Annotated in this window: 18 protein-coding genes; 10 read left to right on the top strand and 8 right to left on the bottom strand. The window is 69.2% G+C overall.

The window, feature by feature from the left end:
• Window positions 1-12 precede the first annotated feature (12 nt).
• Entirely contained in the window at window positions 13-1257 is a 1245-nt protein-coding gene (locus I3V78_RS27250) for a hypothetical protein (protein ID WP_204491551.1), read from the bottom strand.
• Window positions 1258-1362: 105 nt separating this feature from the next.
• On the opposite strand from I3V78_RS27250, the gene I3V78_RS27245 reads away from it, so the two are divergent.
• Window positions 1363-2412: a family 43 glycosylhydrolase gene (locus I3V78_RS27245; protein ID WP_204491546.1), complete on the top strand. Its 1050-nt coding sequence runs from the start codon at window positions 1363-1365 to the stop codon at window positions 2410-2412.
• Window positions 2413-2467: 55 nt separating this feature from the next.
• Window positions 2468-3205, top strand: a complete 738-nt coding sequence (locus tag I3V78_RS27240) for an endonuclease/exonuclease/phosphatase family protein (protein ID WP_204491534.1) — start codon at window positions 2468-2470, stop codon at window positions 3203-3205.
• A gap of 55 nt (window positions 3206-3260) precedes the next feature.
• Here I3V78_RS27240 and I3V78_RS27235 read toward each other — a convergent pair whose 3' ends face one another.
• The 3 genes from I3V78_RS27235 to I3V78_RS27225 all read right to left on the bottom strand — a co-directional run bounded on the left by I3V78_RS27235 (window position 3261) and on the right by I3V78_RS27225 (window position 5296).
• The gene (locus I3V78_RS27235) at window positions 3261-3833 is read right to left on the bottom strand and encodes a hypothetical protein (RefSeq protein WP_204491530.1); all 573 of its coding nucleotides are present in this window, start codon (window positions 3831-3833) and stop codon (window positions 3261-3263) included.
• A 165-nt stretch (window positions 3834-3998) separates the two neighbouring features.
• A complete protein-coding gene (locus I3V78_RS27230; RefSeq protein WP_204491528.1) occupies window positions 3999-4853 on the bottom strand; it encodes an SDR family oxidoreductase in 855 nt (284 codons plus the stop codon).
• The gene (locus tag I3V78_RS27225) at window positions 4850-5296 is read right to left on the bottom strand and encodes a nuclear transport factor 2 family protein (protein WP_204491526.1); all 447 of its coding nucleotides are present in this window, start codon (window positions 5294-5296) and stop codon (window positions 4850-4852) included. The genes I3V78_RS27230 and I3V78_RS27225 overlap by 4 nt, the downstream gene beginning before the upstream one ends.
• Window positions 5297-5371: 75 nt before the next feature.
• Here I3V78_RS27225 and I3V78_RS27220 point away from each other — a divergent pair, with 75 nt between their 5' ends.
• From I3V78_RS27220 to I3V78_RS27200, 5 genes are all read left to right on the top strand, one after another.
• The gene (locus I3V78_RS27220; RefSeq protein ID WP_239576641.1) at window positions 5372-6346 is read left to right on the top strand and encodes an AraC family transcriptional regulator; all 975 of its coding nucleotides are present in this window, start codon (window positions 5372-5374) and stop codon (window positions 6344-6346) included.
• Between the two features lie 127 nt (window positions 6347-6473).
• On the top strand, window positions 6474-7790 hold the full coding sequence (locus I3V78_RS27215; RefSeq protein ID WP_338023764.1) for a ligand-binding sensor domain-containing protein: 1317 nt from the start codon (window positions 6474-6476) through the stop codon (window positions 7788-7790).
• A gap of 156 nt (window positions 7791-7946) precedes the next feature.
• Window positions 7947-8570, top strand: a complete 624-nt coding sequence (locus I3V78_RS27210) for a TetR/AcrR family transcriptional regulator (RefSeq protein ID WP_204491521.1) — start codon at window positions 7947-7949, stop codon at window positions 8568-8570.
• Between the two features lie 160 nt (window positions 8571-8730).
• The gene (locus tag I3V78_RS27205) at window positions 8731-9012 is read left to right on the top strand and encodes a hypothetical protein (RefSeq protein ID WP_204491519.1); all 282 of its coding nucleotides are present in this window, start codon (window positions 8731-8733) and stop codon (window positions 9010-9012) included.
• Window positions 9009-9722, top strand: a complete 714-nt coding sequence (locus I3V78_RS27200) for a Coq4 family protein (protein ID WP_204491517.1) — start codon at window positions 9009-9011, stop codon at window positions 9720-9722. Before I3V78_RS27205 ends, I3V78_RS27200 begins: the two co-directional genes overlap by 4 nt.
• A gap of 23 nt (window positions 9723-9745) precedes the next feature.
• Here I3V78_RS27200 and I3V78_RS27195 read toward each other — a convergent pair whose 3' ends face one another.
• A complete protein-coding gene (locus I3V78_RS27195) occupies window positions 9746-10120 on the bottom strand; it encodes a terminase (RefSeq protein WP_204491514.1) in 375 nt (124 codons plus the stop codon).
• Window positions 10121-10167: 47 nt separating this feature from the next.
• Window positions 10168-10935 (bottom strand): helix-turn-helix domain-containing protein, encoded by a 768-nt coding sequence (locus tag I3V78_RS27190; protein ID WP_204491512.1) that lies wholly within the window; start codon window positions 10933-10935, stop codon window positions 10168-10170.
• Between the two features lie 54 nt (window positions 10936-10989).
• Between I3V78_RS27190 and I3V78_RS27185 the strand changes: the two genes are divergently transcribed.
• Genes I3V78_RS27185 through I3V78_RS27175 form a run of 3 tightly spaced genes read left to right on the top strand, consistent with a single transcriptional unit; the run spans window position 10990 to window position 12662 of the window.
• Window positions 10990-12009 (top strand): LVIVD repeat-containing protein, encoded by a 1020-nt coding sequence (locus I3V78_RS27185; RefSeq protein WP_204491510.1) that lies wholly within the window; start codon window positions 10990-10992, stop codon window positions 12007-12009.
• 9 nt (window positions 12010-12018) lie between these two features.
• Complete coding sequence (locus I3V78_RS27180; RefSeq protein ID WP_204491508.1) at window positions 12019-12342, top strand: hypothetical protein; 324 nt, start codon at window positions 12019-12021, stop codon at window positions 12340-12342.
• Between the two features lie 11 nt (window positions 12343-12353).
• The gene (locus tag I3V78_RS27175) at window positions 12354-12662 is read left to right on the top strand and encodes a hypothetical protein (protein ID WP_204491505.1); all 309 of its coding nucleotides are present in this window, start codon (window positions 12354-12356) and stop codon (window positions 12660-12662) included.
• 25 nt (window positions 12663-12687) lie between these two features.
• Here the strand turns inward: I3V78_RS27175 and I3V78_RS27170 are convergent, their stop codons facing one another.
• The gene (locus I3V78_RS27170; RefSeq protein WP_204491503.1) at window positions 12688-15213 is read right to left on the bottom strand and encodes a Bd3614 family nucleic acid deaminase; all 2526 of its coding nucleotides are present in this window, start codon (window positions 15211-15213) and stop codon (window positions 12688-12690) included.
• Window positions 15214-15322: 109 nt separating this feature from the next.
• On the bottom strand, window positions 15323-19126 hold the full coding sequence (locus tag I3V78_RS39990) for a carbohydrate-binding module family 20 domain-containing protein (RefSeq protein ID WP_204491501.1): 3804 nt from the start codon (window positions 19124-19126) through the stop codon (window positions 15323-15325).
• Window positions 19127-19208 lie beyond the last annotated feature (82 nt).

Below are 19208 nucleotides of genomic sequence, written 5' to 3'. Positions count from 1 at the left end.
GCGCCCCGTGGCTCAATTGTCGAAGTACGGCGAGAGGGGACCCGCCCAGAGGCTGGGGACGTCTCGCGCGTTGGTGCCCGAGGCCGGGTTGGGTTGGTAGGCGCGAAACTCGCCGCCCGGGGTGCCGACCTGCGGAAACAGCAGGCGCTGCGAGTAATCCATCTTCATGATCTCCACGGCGCCCGTGGCGCTCACCGTGTAGCTCTGGCCCACGGCCACGGACACGGAGGCGGGCAGGGTGCACTTCCTGAAGCCATAGCCTTGCGAGGGCGTGCAGGACGACTGCGCGCCCGTCGACGTGTTCTTGAGCGTCAGCGTGCCCACGCCCGTATTCGCCGCGATGAAGCCGCCGAGCTCGGTGAAGGTGCGGGCGTAACGCGCGTTCGCGTACGCGACGGTGCAGCCCACGCAATCCGTCAAATAGGCATAGTAGGGCTGTCCTCCCAGGGTCGACCCGTCCGACAACCGGAAGCCGTATTGCGGCATGCGTGTGGCCGGGTGCGCGGTGTCCCGGTCGTTCATGTAGGAGCGGTACTGGCCGTTGGCGGAGCCATACCGCCACGTGGTGCCACTGTCCTCGGACCACGCCACGTGCTCGCGGGGATCGAGCGACAGCAGGGCGCCGGTCGCCGTCGCGTTCAATTCGTTGCGCGCATGGGGGCCCGCCAGGGTGGTCTCGGCGAGCGGCGTGTTGAACGAGAAGAAGTTGGCCGCCGGATTGGCGTGCACGTTGCTCACGATCAAGGCGTACATCGTCCCGCCCTGGAGCGTCGCGGGGGTGTTCACCCAGGCCAGGACCGGGATCGCGTCATTGAACTCCGCCTTGGCCTGGTTGTGCCGGGTGCAGCCGTTGATGGTCTCCGTGGCGATCACGCTCGCCGGAAGCCCCGTGGTGGGGTTGATCTGCACGAGCCGCCCTTGGAGGAGTCCGCCATCTCCCGCGCCATACTCCGCCTTGTTCGCGTCCCAGCAGTTCGCCCCGCGCAGTTTGAAGCCGAAGTAGAACCGGTCGATGGTGAGCGTGCGGGTGGGCACGAAGCGCAGCAGTGCCCGGTAGTTCGCGGCTTTCAAGGGCGAGTCGTTGACGTTCTCGATTCCGATGGGAATCGAGGCGGCCCGTCCTCCCGCCGCGAGCGCCTGGGCCGTGCTGTCGCCGGTCAGGGGGGTCGTGTTGTCATCACCGCCGCCGCATGCGGTGAGCAGCGTCACCGCCGAGACCAGCGCGGCGCTCCACGTCGAGGATCGAGAGAGGGTCATGGGTCGACACCAGGGTGACGCCTCGCGTCTCGATTCTAAAGCCGAAAAACGAGTCTAGTCATTTTAACCAGGAAATTTAGTAGGAGGCATTCAGGAGGATTCACCGTGAAGCCACTCCGCCGTCGCGCCGCGGGCGCATCCGTCGTCTTCGTCGCTTGCCTGGGCGTCTCGGCCCCGGTGCTCGCCGCGCCCCGGCCCGTGTACGCGCCGAGCGGGAGCAGTTTCGCGGACCCCTCCGTGGTCAGTCACGACAACCGGTTCTACGGCATGGCGACGGGAAGCCTCGTCCCGTCAGCCCAGGGCACCGTCGCCTCCGGTCCCTGGACGGCCCAGGGGCCCGCCCTCACCGCGAAGCCCTCGTGGGCCACGGGCGGCGGCATGTGGGCCCCGGATCTGGAGCGCATCAGCGCGAACGAGTGGGTGCTCTACTTCGCCGCGCCCGTGAGCGGGCTGGACGACAACCAGCGCTGTATCGGGGCGGCCACCGCCAGCTCGCCGCTCGGACCGTTCACTCCGGTTCCGGGTGGACCGCTCGTCTGTCCGGGGCGGGCTGACGTTCCCACCCCGGATGACACCATCCCGGGTCGCCCCCTGACGAACGCCGGCGTCATCGACCCGTCGGGCTTCAAGGACAGCGATGGGGCGCGCTTCCTGCTCTACAAGACCCAGCAGTTGCCCTCGTCCCTGCGCATCGTCCGGCTCAATGCGGCCGGGACGCACGTGGCCAGCGGGGCCACCAGCCGTCAGTTACTGCGCTCGGAGCGCATCGTGGAGAACCCGGTCCTGGTGAAGCGCGCCGGGGACTACTTCCTGTTCGCCTCGCGTGGGCCGTACAACCTGTGCTCCTACGAGACCATCTGGATGCGGGCTGGCGGCCTGGGCGCCAACGCCTTCCAGGACGTCACGCAGAACCCCCTGCTCACGGACGGCAACACCGGCGGCGTGTGCGGACCAGGCGGTGGGGACATCGCCGCCGCGCTCGACGGCGGACAGCGGCTCTTCTTCCACGGCTGGCTGTGTGGGGGCGGTCCCTGCCCGGTCAACTTCAACGCGCAGACCGACGAGGGAGGCCGCCGAGGCCTGTATGTGGGCGTGCTGGGCTGGGACGCCCGTGACAACCCGGTCCTCCACAAGTTCCTCGGTCCGGGAGAGTAGTCCGCGCTCACTTCCCCGCACCGGGATGCGGCCCGGTGCTCACCCCTGAGATCCCATGCTCCACCTCTTGTCCTCGGCCTTCCTCGGTCTTCTGCTCTCACTGGGGCTGCTGCCCTCCAACGGCTCGGAGCGCATGGAGACGCTCGCGGCCACGACGACCACCGTCGCGACCCACAACACCCTGTATGGGCAAGCGACTTTCAAGCCGCTCGCGGACGTCATCGGCTGGCAGGAGGTGAGCACCAACGAGGGGCACGGCAAGCTCGACGCGCTCGAGTACTACGATCACTTCCGTCCGGGCGAGGGTCGGCTGGATGCCCGCAACTCCATCGCCATCTCGTGGCGCAAGAACAAGTACGAGAATACGGGGGACGGCTCCCGGCTGACGCACGGGGGCGAGGCGGGCGTCACGCCCTCGCGCTTCGTGAACTGGGTGGTGCTCAAGAACAAGGACACCGGCGCGAAGCTGGCGTTCGTCAACACCCACTACATCTCCGGAGCCTGGAACGGCGAGCACCCCGAGCGCCAGGAGCGCTGGCGGACGCACAACACCGTGGTGCGTGAGGTCGTCGCGGACCTGCTCTCGCGCGGGCTGTCCGTCGTCCTGGTGGGCGACTTCAACCGGGCGCTCTCGCAAGACATCCCGGGGATGAACCACCTGCGCACGGCGGGAGTCGACGGCGTGCCCATCGATCAGATCTACGTCACCCGGGGCATTGGCACCGGTCCCGCCGAGCGCCTGGAAAAGTACGGCTCGGACCATTTCGCCTACACGGCGACCGTCGCGTACTGACGCACCGTGGGTTCTCGCGCCGTCCGGGCGATGGCGCGAGAACCCAGACGTCAACTCACTGGAGGCCGACGCCCACGAAGAGCTGGCAGCTGGCGGGGTCGACGCCCGAGTTGCCATCCAGGATGCAGCTCACACCCTGCGTGCCATAGGCATTCGTCGTGACATTCGCCGTGCAGGCGCCGTTGACGACACTGACGTCGATCTGCCAGATGCAGGTCTTCGCCGCGCCCGTGGGGTCCGAGGGATTGGTCGTGTACCCAAAGACCTGGGTCCACGGCGTGAGCGCCGGGACGAGTGCCTGGCCCGCGCCCGAGTAGTAGTACGGGGCCGAGGGGTTCAGGCCGGCAGGCAGCGGGTACGGCACGCTGGAGCCCGTCAGGCTTCCTCCGGCATAGACGACCGTGCCGGTCCAGTTGCCGATGTAGAAGGTCTGCGTGACGTCCGCGAGCAACTGCGAGATCCGGTCGCTGTCGCTCAGCGCGGGCAACTCCACCGTGGTGGCCGGGCGGAGGCTGACGTACTCCGAGCGCTTGGAAACGAAGTCACCCGCGTCCACTTCCGCAGCGGCCGCGAGCATCGGGGTCAGGGACAGCATCGGGATGACGAGGTAGGTCTTCAGATTCCGCATGAAGAGACATCTCCTGGGCGTGTTTAGGTGTGTGTCTGGCCAAGGGCCGCCATCTCCCTAACATATTGGACCTCACACGGGCAACACTCGGAGTGAACACTTTCTGTCTGCCGTTCGGGCGGAATTTTTGAGTGTGTTTTAAGCTGTCTGGGTGAGGGGGACTGCTCACGCGCGCGCTCGCGCGGCGTGCTCCCGCGCGAGCGCCTCGAAGGAGCGGGGCGCCCGGCCGGTGACCCGCTCGACCGTCGGGGTGACCCGCGCCTCGGCGCCTTGGGCGATGGCCTCGTCGAGCTGGACGAGGAAGCGCGCGTAGCGCTCGGGAATCCCGCTGGCCACCATGTACCGCTGGGCCGTGTCGGCATCCACGGGCTCGTGCCGGATGGGGCGCCCGGCCACCCGGGAGAGCACGGCCGCGACGTCGTCGTAGCGCAGGGCCTCGGGGCCCGTGATGACGTGCGCGGTGTCATGGGCGGTCTCATCCGCGAGCGCTCGCGCGGCCACCTCCGCGATGTCCCGGGCATCGACGAAACCCACGCGCCCCTCGCCCGTCACCGTCCGGAGCACGCCCTCGCGCTGGAGACTGCCGCCGTGGAAGTGCCGCGCGTCGAAGAAGTTCTGCATGAACCAGGAGGGCTGGAGCACGGTCCACTCGGGTGCGCGTTCGCGAAGCGCCCGGTGCACGGCGCCGAGCCCCGCGTTGCTCTCGGGCACGGCCGAGGCGCTCAGCAGGACGACCCGCCGGACGCCCCGCGCGAGGGCCTTGTCCAGGAAGGACAGCATGGGGCCCGAGGGGTCCTCCACCCCGGCCGGGGCGATGAGGTACATCCGGTCCACTCCCTCCAGGGCGGCCTCGTGGCTGGACGCATCCGCCCAATCGAAGCGCACGTGCTCGGTGGCGCTGTCCGGCGAGGGCCCGCTGCGGTTCGCGGTGCGGACGGTCATTCCCCGCTCCAGGAGGCGCGTGACGATGACGCGGCCCGTGTTGCCCGTCGCTCCGGTGACGAGGATCCGAGGCGTCATGACGCGTCCACCATGCGCCGCAGGTTCTGGGGGCCGCCGAACGCCTCGAGGCCGGGGAGGGGATCCCAGTACTCGCGGTAGAGGGAGATCCGCCCCTGGCGCGTCTTCACGAAGAAGACGTAGTCCTGGGCGTAGGGCTTGCCCGTGGTGGCGATGGTCGCCGTGCCGTGCACTTCCGCGATCGCGAGCTCCGGGTCGGTGGTGAGATAGCGCCGGACGTTCGTGAAGGCGAGCCCGAGGAAGTGCTTCGGCGTCTGCGCGAAGTACCCGCGGATCGCCGCGATCCCCTCCAGGCGCTCGGGCACGCCGAGCGAGCGGGCATAGGGGAATTCGACGACGGCATCCTCGGCGAAGAGCGCCAACCAGCGCTCGATGTCGGTGCCGATGAGCGCCAGATGCGCGTCCAACAGCGCGCCGGCATCGTGAGGGGAAGGGGGGGTCATGGGGACTCCGGGTTCGAGATGGACGGAAGGTGCCCCGGGGGCTATGGATTCTCAATGCCAGCGAGTCCAAATCTCTTGCCCGAGCGTCCAGAGCACCTGGACGGGCGCGTGGATGTCATCTCGGACGTCCTGGAGACGTTGCGGTTCACGACGCTCCTCTTCGGCCGCTTCGAGCTGGGCGCGCCCTGGGCCACCCGCCTGCCGAAGAAGCCCAACGCGACCTTCTACGTGCTGGTGCGCGGCCACCTGCGGCTGCGGGTCGAGGGCCTGGCGCAGCCCCTTCACGTGTCCGCGGGGGACGTGGTGCTGGTGCCACGCGGCTCGGCGCACGTGCTCGACGATGGCGCGCGGCCCGCGCCCCTGCCTCGGGACTTCGTGCCCCCGGAGCGCATGCGCGGCTCGTTGCTGGAGCCGCTCCGGCTCGGGGGCGCGGGCCCGGTCAGCACGCTCATCACCGGGTGCTTCCGTTTCGGCGAGGGCTCGCACAACCCGCTGCTCTCCTCGCTGCCTCCGGCCCTTCACCTCGCCGCGCACGATGGCCGGGTGGCCTCCTGGCTCGCCTCGACGGTGCAGCTCATCGCCGCGGAGAGCGCGGCGCCGGGACCGGGCAGCGCCATCATCCTGGGACGGCTCGCGGACGTGCTGCTCGTCCAGGCGCTCCGCCTGCGGGCCGAGACCGCCCGCGCGGAGGACGCGGGACTGCGGGCGCTGGCGGATCCCTCCATGGGCAACGCCCTCGGGCTCATCCATGGGCGGCTGGGCGAGCCCTGGACGGTGGAGCGCCTGGCGGTCGCGGTGGGCATGTCCCGCTCGGGCTTCGCGGCGCGCTTCCGGGCGCTCGTGGGCGAGCCCCCGCTGCAGTACCTCGCCCGGTGGCGGATGGCGAAGGCGGCGCGGTGGTTGCGCGAGACGGACGACAGCCTCCCCCTCGTCGCCGAGCGCGTGGGCTACGTGAGCGCCGTGGCGTTCCACAAGGCCTTCAAGCGCTTCCACGGGGTGGGCCCGGGCGGCTACCGGCGCGCCCAACGTTCCGGGGGCCGCGCGGGCTGACGCGGGCCTCGCGAGGGTTGGCGTCTGGCTTGCTCTGTCTTCGTCTGGCATTGGACGTGGTGTCCAATCGCGAGCGGTGAAGGTGCACGTGGGGGCGAGTCGAGTGGCGAGGTGGGGGTGGAGTGGGGTGGCGCTGGTGCTGGTGTGGGGAAATGCGTTCTCCACGCGGAGCTGGGCGCAGGACAACCCTCCGGGGTGGACGTTCCTCGGGCCCGAGCGGGGCGCGCCCCACGAGGTGTTGTCGGTCTCCGAGGACGCGGGGGGCAACCTCTGGGTGGCGGGCGGTGAGGAGGGCCTGTTCCTGCTGCGTCCCGGGGCGGAGCGCTTCGAGCGCTTCACCATGGCGGACGGGCTGCGTCCCTATGGCTTCCTGCCGGAGGGCGGCGCGCCCGTGGGGCCCAAGTACCTCAACGTGCTCACCGTGACGGGAGGGCCGCCGGGGACGGTGTTCGTGGGCTACGCGGGGCAGGGCGACTGCGAGAGCAACTTCTACGCGCCCTCCCGCCGGGATCGGGATCCCAACATCTACAAGAGCGGAGACGCGGACAAGGTCACCCTCACGGACACGGGGCTCCAGGTCGTCCACTACGACATCTCCTCGGGTCCCGGCGTGGTGGCCGAGGAGCAGAAGGGCCGCGAGAAGATCTGCTCCGTGTCCCGCATCGCGTGGGACGCCGAGCACGGCAACCTCTGGTTCGGCGCCAACCATGCCTTCGCCTGGGGGGATCCGGACTATCAGGGGGATGCCGCGTGCAACGGGCAGCGCGGGTGCTCGGGCGTGCAGGAGCACATGCATCCGCACATCACGGCCAAGGACGCGACGGGGCACGAGTTCCGGCTCACGGATGCCTACCACGGCCTCGCCGTGCGTCCGGACGGCGACGTCTGGGTGGGCGGGGCCAACCGCACCACGCGCTTCCGGTTCATGACGGTGAATCCGCCGCGCGACTTCGAGAAGGCCCGCAAGAAGTCGGAGAACCGCTCCGCCGTGGACAACCGCATCGACGTCTGGCCGGACCGGGTGGACGAGGTGGCCATTCCGGGCCCCGCGGATCGCGTGGACGACAACGTCTCGGGACTGGCGCTGATGCCGGATGGCTCGGTGTGGGTGGGCTCCTACGTCTGGGGCCTGGCGCGGATGGATGCCACGGGACGGGTGCTCCACTACGCGCTGGGCACCACACCGCGGCGCTTCGTCTCGTCCCTGGCGCGAGATCCCCTGGATGACAGCCTCTGGGTCGGCCACCGCTGGGGGGGCGGCATCACCCGGCTCGTGGGCGATCAGGAGCTCAGCCTCGCGCCGACGCTCGGCCCCATCATCTCCGGACTGCCCGTCTGGGACATCCGGGCGGCGGGCACGGGCGCCCAGCGGCGGCTGCTCGTCGCCTTCGGGCGGGACGAGGACGGGCACGACGGCGTCGTGGGGATCTACCACGGCGAGTAGGCGGTAGCTTCCGGCGGGACGACTCGCCCTCCTCACGCGGAAGCTCGCGCAGCGGCTGGGCGAGGGAACACGGTGGCTTGCACGCTCAGGGGGACGCGGCTACATCCAGCGCTTCGCCTCATGCCCAAGCCATCGAAACAACAGGCGTCCAGGGGGTTGGGTCCGCGCGCGCCGGGCACGACCGCGCCCGAGGATCCCCGTGTCCTGCGCAGCCGTGCCCTGCTCCGCGACGCGCTGCTCGCGTTGATTCGCGAGCGGGGCTTCGACGCCATCCACGTGCGGGACCTCACGGCGCGCGCCCGGCTCAATCGCAGCACCTTCTACCTGCACTACCGCGACAAGGATGATCTGCTCACGCACGTCATGCGGGACATGCTCTTGGAGCTGTCGCGCGGCCATCAGCGGTTGGAGGCGTCGCACGAGCGCCTCCATCAAACCCTGCGCGGGTGGTTCGAGCACGCGGCCGCGCATGCCGAGCTGTATCAGCTGATGCTCGGCCAGCGGAGCCTGCACGCCTACTCGCTCCAGTTGCGCGGCATCCTCGAGCGGCTCATGAACGCCGAGCTGAAGGACGCCGCCGAACTGCCGGACCGGCTCAAGGGCGTACCGCTTCCCGTCATGAGCCGCTTCATGGCCTCGGCCTACCTGGGCGTGCTCGAGTGGTGGCTGGACCGGCGCGCCCCCCATCCTCCCGAGGACATGGCGCGCTGGTTGGCGACGCTTTCCTCCTTGCTCGACAGCCCCGTGGATGTGCCCCGGGACGACACACGGGGCGGGTGACGCGGCCCCTGGCGGGAGGACTTTCTCGACAGTGGCGCGTGCGTGTCGAGTAAGCGGCACCCCGCCGGGGATTGTGGGTTGAGCGCCCGCTCACGCGATGCCAGAGCATGGGGGTGGTCCATGCCGCGGCCAGGGGGCCGCGAGGAATGCGAGCAGAGGGATGCTGACCGAAGCACGAAAGGATGAGCTGGCGCGGCTTCTGCGCCCGGTGGCGCCGCCGCGCGAGTTGACGCGGGTCTATTCACAGGACCCGCTGCGCTTCGAGCGGGTCTTCGACACGTTGCTCCAGGACGTGCGCGCCAAGGGGATTCCCGTCGAGACCCCCACGGATCCGCTGCACGATCCGGTGTTCATCCGGACCATCAACGCCGCCTACGACAGTGGTGGCCCGACGTCCTACCCACCCGAAGCCCCCGTGTCGCGACGCCGGAGCGTGGCATGAGCCGTTCAACCTCGAGCAAGCCCATGCCTCAACCCAGTCCCCTCCCGTCGCCGCTTCCCGAAAACCCCTCGGTGTTCACGCGCCTGAAGGTGGGCCTGCGCGCGCTCAAGGTGCTCCAGGTGGAGCCCACCGATCCCCTCCACGGGGCCCTGTTCTATGACAGCGTGGAATGGGGCCTGTGCACGGCGATGGCTCGGGAGTTCGCCCAGCACGAAGAGGGCCGCGGACTGCTGAGCGAGAAGCCGTCGTTGAGTGTGTCGAACCTGGATTTGGATGCGATGGAGGCGCTTCCCGCCGGGACCCTGGGCCATACGTTCGCTCGGTATTTCCGGGAACAAGGGCTGACGCCGATCGATACGCTCAGCCCACCGAGGAACGACGCCCAGTACATCGCCACGCGGCTCCGGGAGACCCACGACTTCCACCATCTGGTGACCGGCTACGCCACGGATGTCCTGGGCGAGATGGAACTGCAGGCCTTCACCCTCGGCAACCTGCACCTGCGCACCTCGCTCCTCATCCTGCTCCAGTCGGCGAAGGCCGCCCGGATGGTGCCCGGATTCGATGCGACCACCTACGCCCGGCGGCTGTGGAGCGCTTTCCGGCGGGGCTGCCAGTCCCGGCGATTGGCCAGCTTCCGGTGGGAATCCCACTGGACCACGCCGCTGGCCACGCTGCGTGAGCAGCTCATCGCGCCCGCGCGGCACTGAGCGTCAACGAAGTGGGGCGGCGCTCACGGCGTGGGGGAGGACGCGCGCGTCGCACGCCAGGCGCGGGCGAACCCCCCGGACAGCACGAAGCGGGGGAACGTCACCCACTGCTCCACGAAGATGCGGGCAACCCCGTCCCCGGGGCCCCGGAAGGGCACGGGAGGCGTCGTCTCCATGCGGTGGCCCCGGCCCTGGAGCGCCACCGCGGCCCCCATGGCGACGAGACCGGGCAGGGCCCCGGCCAGGCCCAGGAGGGGCGAGGCCACGAGCAGCACCGTGCCCATCTGGAACACGGGCACCGTCACCCCGTGCAGCAGCAGGTTGCGGCGCTCGGCGTGGTTGCCCGGGTAGAGCTTCCACTGCCAGGGGAGGAGGGCTTCGGTCCGTTCGGTCGTCATGAGGGGGGGTGTACCGCACGCCTCGGGGGCGGGCTTGAACGAGTTGGCTACGACCGGGGCTTGAGCGCCGAGGGTGGCAGGCCCAGCATGCGCTGGAAGGTGCGTGTCATGTGGGCCGCGTCGGAGAAGCCCGCCGCGTGGGCGGCCTCCCCCAGGGGCATGCCCGCCACGATGCCCGCCGCGGCGCGCTGTAGCCGCAGCCAGGCGAGGTAGGGCCTCCAGGGCAGGCCAATGGACTCGGTGAAGGCGTGCATCAGGCGTCCGGGCGACAGGCCCACCTGGGCGGCGAGCGCCTCCAGGGAGGTGTCCGCCTCGGGAGGCAGGTCGCGCAGCAGCCGGAGGACCTTGCGGACCCGGGGATGGATGGCCCGAGGCGCGGAGGGCATCGGCGCGCCCAGCACCTCCATCACCCGCCGGGTCCACGCCGCGCCCTCAGGGCCCATGAGCCGCGCGGGCTCGGCGCCCGGGAGCAGGGCGTCCCGTTCTTCGTTGGAGAGGGCACGGAGGGGGCCGGAGAGCCGCGCCGCCAGGGCCGCGCCCACCTCGCTCTCCGGGTCCAGGAAGACCAGCAGCACCTGCCGGCCCTCCGCGTCGAGGGCATGTGGCACGTCGGGTGCCGTCAGCACCCCCGCCATGCTCTCCCAGGGCCCGCCCTCGCTCCGCACGCGGAGGGGCCCATCCAATCCCAGCACCAGGTGCAGGGCGTGGTGGGCATGGCCCGAGCTGCTCGTGCCCGGTCCCCGCGCGGCGAGCAGGGGCGGCCAGAGCGGCAGGGCATTCTCGACGGGGGGCAGGGGAGCCGAGGCGAGGCGCACCGCTCCATGCTACCTCAGGGCACCCGGTCTCCGCCCACCACGTTAGGCTGGCGCATGCCCAACGTCCCCTCGCCCCGCCGCTCGCTGCTCGCCGCCCTCCTGCTTTCGCTGGGCGGCGGATGCTCCAACTCCGCCGACGACATGCTGCCCGCCTACCGCTGTGTCGAGGTCATCAACGGCGCGAACGAGAGCGGGGGAGAGATCGCCTCGGTGGGCACGGTGGCGTACGTGGCGGGCTTCGCGACGATCGCGGTCTTCGACCTGAGCGACTCCCGTGCGCCCCGGAAGCTCGCGCCCCTGTCCATGCCGGCGCGCGTGGAGTCGCTGGCGGTGGCCAATGGTCGGCTGGTGGCCGCCACCGCCAACACCCTGCACCTCTTCGACGCGAGCCGCCCCGAGGCACCCGTGGCGATGGGCGAGCTGCGGGGCCTGCCGTCGCTGGCGCCCAACGCGCTCGCCACGGATGGCCGCTACGCCTATGTGGGGACGAGCACCGGCCTCGTGCTCGTCTTCGACCTGACGAGCGGCACGCCGGTGCAGGTGACGGCCCTCTCCTCGGGCGGCACCCTGGCGCTGACGGATCTGCTGCTCGTGGGGGACGTGCTGTACGTGGCGGGCGGGGTCAAGGATTCGCTGGTGACGCTGGACGTGCGCGAGCGCACCCGGCCCGTGACCCAGCAGCCCCCGCTGAACGTGTCGGGCACGGTGTTGGGATTGACCTCCGCCAACTCGGCCCTCTGGGCGGTCTCCGCCCATCCCGAGGGGGCCCGGGGCCTGCGCATGGACACGAAGACGCCGCTCGCGCCGAAGCTGACCGCCTCCTCGGCCGAGGTCTGCGCGTGCTACGTGCCCTTCTTCGCCAAGCAGGTGACGGCCGCCCATGGCCACCTGTTCGCCGTCGACTACGGGGGCACGGGGGTGGAGGTCTGGAAGCAGGGCTCGCTGGACAAGAGCACCTCCAACGGACTGGAGGCCTCCTGCTTCTCCGCCACGTCGGCCCTGGTGAACGTGCACGCCGTGGGCGAGACGCTCGTGGTGACGGGCGGCTCGTTCATCACCTTCATGGCGCCCTGAGTCCTCTTCGTGAGCGGCCATCTGGATGGGTGGGGGCTCGGGGCGTCCCTCGCGCTGGTCGTGCTCTGCGCGCTGGGCGTCGTCACGGGATGGCTCGCCTACACCCCCCGGGGCGGTGACGCCGCGGGCAATGGCCTGGCGCGCGGCTGCTTCGAGATCGTGCGTTTCATCCTGTTCGGCCTCGCCCTGCTGAGCGGGGCCTGTTTCGGCCTGGCGCTCGGGTGGCCGGAGGGGGGCCTCTTCTTCCGGGTGCCAGGCGGGCTCTTCCTGCTGGCGGCCCTGGGCCTGCTCGGCGCGCATTGGATGAGCCATCGAGCCCCGGGCGCCCTGTAGACTCGGCGCCCATGACAGGTGATTCCAACAAGGTGGCGCTCTGGGTCTCGCTCGCGCTCATCGCCCTCGGCGGGCTCAGCTTCCTCACCGGGTGGCCCGCCTACTCCTCCTCGGGAGGCGACGCCGCGGGCAACGGCATGGCGCGCGGCTTCCATGAGCTGTTCCGCGTCGCCATGCTCGTCGCGGCCCTCCTGGGCGCGGCCGGCTTCGGCCTGGCCCTCTATGTCCCGGAGGGAGGCCTGCACGTCGCGGCCCGCGCCCTGGGCTGGGGGATGTCACTGCTGGCCGTGGGGCTCTTCGGGTTGCTGCTGCTCGGGTGACGTTCCTCCAGGCCCTCGGTGGGTATCAGACGAGCTCGGTGGTTCCGTCACATTTGCTCCCCCCGCACCTGCGGGTCCGGGAGAAGGTGGATTGCCACTCCATCTTCGACCCACACGCCCCACAGTAGTGGTTCCGGCAGCGCTTGCAGGCATGCCATTGGCTCATGAGCGAGGTCTTCTGCTTGAGGGTCTGGGTGCAGTTCTTGCCCGCGCACGTGATGGGCGTGGTCGCGGCGTCTCGATTGGACTTTGCCTTGTTCAAGGCCAAGGCGGTCTTGGTGTGAGACGTCTTGACGTCCTTGATGGCGTTCTTCAGCTCATCGCGTTTGGCTTGTGTCTCCTTGTGCAGTTGCGCGACGGTCTCCTGGGCGGAGGCTTTCTTGAGCCTTCCCAGGAGTCCCTCCAACTCCCCGCTGAGCTTCAGCACGGACTGCGCGCCGAGGTGGGCTTCCTCGTGGCTTTCTCGCGCGAGCCTGACGTTCTCCTTGGCCAGCTCCAACGACTTGTTCGCTTCTTGGATGGCCCTGGCGGACGTGAATTCACTGACGGCCTTCTCGGCTTCCTCCAGGACGACTTGCGCTGCCTGTGCCTGCTTCTTGGCCTCCTCCGCTCCCTCCAACGCGTTCTGACGAAGGGTCTTGATGGACTCGCTCGTGTACGGATCGAACTCCGCGACGAGCCGCTTGTTCTCGACGAGCAGGTTCGCCCGCTCGGCCTCGGCCGCCGCGCTTTTGCACTGCGTCTCGGTCTCCAGGATGGCGCGGGCCGCGGTGGGCAACAGTTCGCTCAGCTTCGTGCTCAAGACGCTCGCACTTTGCGCGGAGTCGTTGGCCAGGGCGGCCCGGGTCGCGGCGTGCTCCACCTTGTGGGCCAGGGACGCGTTGGGCGTGGGTGCGCCTTGTTTGTCCAGGAAGCCCACGACGGTGCGGACCTTGGCGCGTGCGAGGGCGCTCTGGGCGGCATTCTTCGCGAGATTCGCGCAATTTCGCGCGTCCTGGGCGAGCCGATGTCCCTCCTCCGCACCGGTCTTCAGTTCGCCGCGGACCTCTCGGGCCTCGTCGAGCGCATCCTCCGCCTGGGTGGCGAGCTTCCGGGCCTGCTCCGCTCGTAAGCGGGCCTCGGACACCTTGTCCAGGGCGGACGCCTCTTGCCGTGCGGTCGTTGCGGCGCGGGCCGCCTGGGTGGCGATCTCCCGTTGCCGCTGGATGGCGGCCAGTTGCTGCTCCGCCGCGGCATGCAGCTTCCCCGCCTTGTTCAGGTCCTCTTGTGCTTGCTCGGACAATTCATGGGCGCGGTCGCGCTGCTCTTGCACGAGCTCGCTCGCGCGTCCGACATTCATCTCGTCGAACTGCGCGCCGAGGGTGTCGGCCATCGCGAGGAGCCGCTGGAACCCGTCGTTGGTGGCCAGACCCTGCTCCGCCACGATGAGCAGGAGTTCCCGGCAGTGCATCAGCAGGGTCTGCTCGGACTTCTTCTCCGACTTGCGTTGGCTGAGCGTGTCGAACGCGGGCATGAACGCGTCCTTGATGTCGCCGTCGCGCAGGAACTTGGTCGAGGCGCCCTGCAGGCCTCCCTTCTTCTTGTTGACCGCCTCGATGAGCGCGGTGCTCTCGGAGGAAAGCCAGGGCCGCTCCACGGCCTTCAGGCAGGTCTGCAGTTGGTTGTCCTGCATGCCATAGACGACCCTGACGCCCTGGGCCATCTGGGCGATGAAGCCCGCGCACATGTGGCAGGGCTGGAGGGTGGAGTAGATGACGCACCCACTGGGAAGCGCCGCTTCACCCGTTCGCTCCAGATACGCCTGGATGGCCAGGGTCTCCGCATGAAGCGTCGAGTGCTGTCCGCCCACGTTGATGCCCCAGGAGATGATCTGCTGGTTCTTGACGATCACCGCGCCGACATTGTTGCCGCTCAGGGTCGGCGCCACTTTTTTCTCGTAGGTGCCCTTGTCGTACCAGCTCAGCGCCACGAGCGAGAACGCGAGCAACATGAAGGAATTGTCCGCGAAGGGCTCCGGCGCCGCCGCGCCGCGGAAAGGCGGGGGTGGGGGAACCTTGGCCAGGGCGATGGCATGGGGCTTGGGAATGGGACGGCGTTGGGTATAGGGGGCCTTGGCCAGGGCGTCGAAGCCGCTCGCCACTGTGTGCACGTCGCCCCCTCGCTTCTTGGCGGAGGCCAGGAGCTTCTGGAGCGACGAGACGTCGACCCCCTTGGTGTCCAGCTGGGCGCCCTCCTTGAGTTCCTCATCGCTGGTGTTGAACACCTCGAGCCGCACGACCTCTTCACCGCCCGAGGACTTGAAGTTGTTCAACATGCCCAGGCACATCGCGGTGGGCTTGTAGGTGACGATGAACTTGTCGGTCGCGCGCACCCTGTTGTGGTTCTGCAGGATGTTGACGATGGCCGAGTGGGCGGTGCTCCGGGTGTCCGTGGTGGGGTGGACGCCCACCGCCAAGGGCACGTCATGGCTGTCCACGAGCACGGCGTAGTCGCTCTTGGTGTCCTGCTTGGACAGCTCGGCGAGCTTCGCGATGAATTCGAGCGTGTGCATAGTCCCCCTGCCGCAGGAGGCCCATTGTAGTTGAACCCGCGAGGATTTCACCAGGGTTGGCCGGGTGAGACACGGCGCACACCGCGCCGTGTCTCGCCCCTCGCCGAGGCTACTTCCAGGTGTCGTTGAGCGTGGCGGTGCCCGAGGCGGGCGTCGTGGTCGTGCGGTTGGCGCCGCTCTCCCAGGTGACGTTCCCGGAGCCATCTTTCTTGATGTACTTGTATTCGAGCGCGGTGGAGCCGGGCAGGTTCAGCGTCACGCTCCACTTCGGGTAGGCGGCCGAGGACAAGAGCAGCGCCGAGCCGGTATTCCACCCGCCGAGCGCGGTGTGGTTGCCCACCAGGTAGACGTTCTGTCCCATGACGGTGCTGGCCGTCACGGTGAAGGTGACGCTCGTGCCGGTGGTGCTGCCCGTGGTGACGCTCAGGGCGGCGCTCGGCGCGGAGGCATTGCCCGCCGTGTCGCGCGCGCGCACGGTGTAGCTGTACGTGGTGCCCGCGCTCAGGTCGCTGTCGGTGTAGCTCGTGGACACGGGCGAGCCCACCAGGGCCCCCGCGCGGTACACGTCATACCCGGCGATGCCGCTGGCATCCGTGGAGGCCGTCCACGCGAGGGACACGCTGGTGGCCGTCTGGGTCGCCGTGAGGCCCGTGGGGACGGAAGGCGCGGTGGAGTCGAGCGTGGGCGCGCCGCGGGTGACGACGCCATCCTTCACGGTGGAGGTGCCCGCGGGCAGCACGTAGTTGTTGCCCTTGTTGTTGTCCCAGGTGCCCTTGCCATCGTTGAAGACACACTCGAGCGTCGTGGCGGCGCCCAGGTTGACGGTGTACTTGGCGTAACCCGCGACCTCGGCGGCGGCCATGACGTAGCCGGGCGCGGTCGTCCACGTGCCGCTGCCCGCGCGGAAGTGGATGTATTTGGAGGCGAAGTTGTTGTTGAAATAATAGACGGTGGCGCTGTTGCCCGCGAGGGTGGTGATGCTCAGGCTCGCGCTGTGGGCGGACGTGTTGCCCGCGGCGTCCCTGGCCCGCACCGCGTAGCTGTAGGCCGTGTTCGGCAGCAGGCCGGTGTCCGAGTAGCTCGTGCTCGTGACGGTGGCGACCTGGGTCGTGCCGCGGAACACGTCGTAGCCCGTGACGCCGTAGTTGTCGGTGGAGGCCGTCCAGGTGAGCGCCACCGAGGCGCTCGTCGTCCCAGAGGCCGTCAGCCCCGTGGGGACGGAGGGCGCGGTGGTGTCCGGGGGCAGGGTGGCCACGGCCAGGGCGGTGCTCCGGCCAGACACGTTGCCCGCGGCGTCCTTGGCCCGCACGGTGTAGCTGTACTGGGTGCCGGGTGTCAGGCCGCTGTCCGTATAGGTCGTGCCCGGGCTCGAGCCCACCTGCGTGCCGTCACGGAACACGTCGTAGCCCGTGACGCCCACGTTGTCCGTGGCCGCGCTCCAGCCGAGCGTCACCGAGCGATCCGTCTTCGCCGGGACGCTCAGGCCCGTGGGGACGGAGGGCGCGGTGGTGTCCACCACCAGGAACGGGTGCGTGCCCTGCACCGCGCCCTGGGGATCCTCGATGTACTTGCCCCCCACCAGGCTGTAGCGGCCCGAGCCCACGTAGACGGACTGGATCTCGCTCCGGGTGACGTTGCCCCGGCTGTCGGTGGCCTCGATGTAGTAGTCGAGCAGTTGGTCGCGGTAGTTGCCCAGGTAGACGTAGTAGAGGTCGCCGATCTCCTGCGCGGGCACCTTCGCCATGACGGGCAGGTACGCGGGCTGCCAGGCCACGCCATTCATCACCGGCTTGAGTTCGCGCCGGGTGAGCGGGTAGTCCACCCAGGTGCCCACGCGCGAGGTGTCGATGTTGGGCACGCCCGCGGCCTTGCGCCCCGCCGGGTCGTACACCTTGTGGGTGTTGTCGAGCGGGTCGATGCTCTTGTTCGTGTGCACGCGCACCCGGGCCTTGATGCTGGTGATGCCGCTCACGTCATAGGCATAGGTGTAGAGGGCGAACTGGTTGTTGAAGAAGTGCAGCGTCCAGCCCTCGGACTTGTCCGTGTTGGCGCTGCCCGGGTTGTAGGGCCAGCGCTGCGGCCACCACACGGACGGGCCCGTCTTGTCCTGGGCGAGGCGCTCCTGCACGTAGGGCTTGGAGAAGTAGAGGGACTGGTTGAAGGCCAGCGTGGGCTTGACGTTGTCGTCCTGGTTCTCGTCGTAGTAGCCGAAGCCGGAGTCCAGCGCGGGCAGCAGGAAGTACCAGGCGAGCTCGGCGGGGTTGGCGCCGCCCGCCCAGTCATTGGCCGCGTCTCCCTTGACGGGATAGGACAGCATCCAGGGGTTGAGCTGGTTGCCCGTGTGGGTGATCTGCCGGTCCATCGCGGTGCCCGGAGACCAGTGGTTGGGGTGCGCGTCGAGCCAGATCTGCTCGGCCGTCTTCGCGTGGTTGAGCGCCGCCTGGAGCAGGGCGAAGTTGCGCTCGAGGTAGTGCCAGCCGTGCTCGAGCGAGACCGTCATGCCCTCCTGCACGCCATGGAGGTTCGTCTTGGGGGCCAGGTTCAGGCCGGTGGCCTGGTTGAACGCGGGGAACTGGCCCTTCCAGATGCCGAAGGGCAGCTTCCAGTGGTGCCACTGGGGATCGGACGAGGAGTCGCGCGTGTCCACCCACGAGCCGTCCTGCACGTGCACCACGTCGGTGGCGGCGGGGGTGTGGTTGAGGAGGTACTCGGAGATGCCCATGCACTGCACGCCGCTGGCGCACGTGACGGAGCGGCCGTTGTACCAGGTGGACTCGGAGCCCGCGCGGCCACTCGAGTTGTCACCGTCGTGCGCGATGACGAAGAACTGCTTCTGGGGCACCAGCCCCTCGAAGCTCTTGAGGTTGACCACGTCCACGGTGGCCTCGCCCTCCCAGCCCTCCAGCCACGAGCCGTTCTGGTTGACGGGGACGCCCACGACGCGCGACTCGGCGCCCGTGGCGGGGTCCACGTAGCGCACCCAGTGCGGCGTGGACGCGAAGGGGTACTTGTTCTTGATGACCTGCTGCTCGTGCGCCATGGCCAGGCTCACCCACGAGCCCACCGTGCTCGTGTTCTGCAGGTCCGCGCGGTTGGGCGGAGACACGAGCGTGTCCGAGCCCGGCTCGTTCAGGTACGGGTAGTCCTTGAGCGTGCGCGAGAAGTGGTTGTCGCCGATCACCGCCCACTGCACGCCCAGCTTCGCGAGCGTGGGGATGAGCCGCTCGGAGAAGCCCAGCTCCGTGGGGAAGAAGCCCTTGGAGGACTGGAAGGCGCCGCCGAGGAAGTAGGGCTGGGCGAGCGTGACGTTCTGGTAGATGAGATCCTTGAGGAAGTACTCCGGTCCCACCAGCGGCCCCATGGAGTGGTGGCCGGTGAAGTGGATGAGATCCAGGGTGCGGTGGCCCCCGGGCGTCAGCAGCGTGCTGGCGCGATCCTTCCAGGACGCGCCCCAACCGCTGTTGTCGTAGCCGGACACGTTGCGCAGGGTGTTGAGATCCTGCACGTTGTTCACCACCGCGCCGGACATGGTGACGTGCACCTGGCCGGTGGGGGCGTTGGCCTTCATGTCCGCCGCCACGCTCTGCGGCCAGGACTGGTAGGCGCCCGTCTTCGCGTGGTGCGAGTAATAGGTGACCAGATCGTCGTGCGGCATGGGCGCGCCCGACGGCAGGTAGTACGTGTAGTTGGGCGGCGGGTTCTTCTTCAGCTCGATGACCTGCGCGTCATACATGTACCGCACCGGTCCTCCGACCGGCGTGGACGCGTACTTGCTCACGTCGTAGTAAGCCCAGAAGTTGGGCATGTGGTTGTGATAGACGTGCGCCGCCGCGATCTGGGCACTCGCCGAGGAAGCGCATAACAGCGCGAGCGCCGACAGCGAGGGTCCGATCAGGGACTTCACTCGTTGCATGCAGTTGCTCCGGGGTAGGGGGGCGCGCCACTGTACCCAGAGCGTCAGGTTCTTTCGGGGAATCCCAGTGACCCGGGAAGTT

This window comes from Archangium primigenium (assembly GCF_016904885.1).
Taxonomy (GTDB): Bacteria; Myxococcota; Myxococcia; order Myxococcales; family Myxococcaceae; genus Cystobacter; species Cystobacter primigenius.
This window is presented reverse-complemented; position numbering and strand designations above follow the sequence as displayed.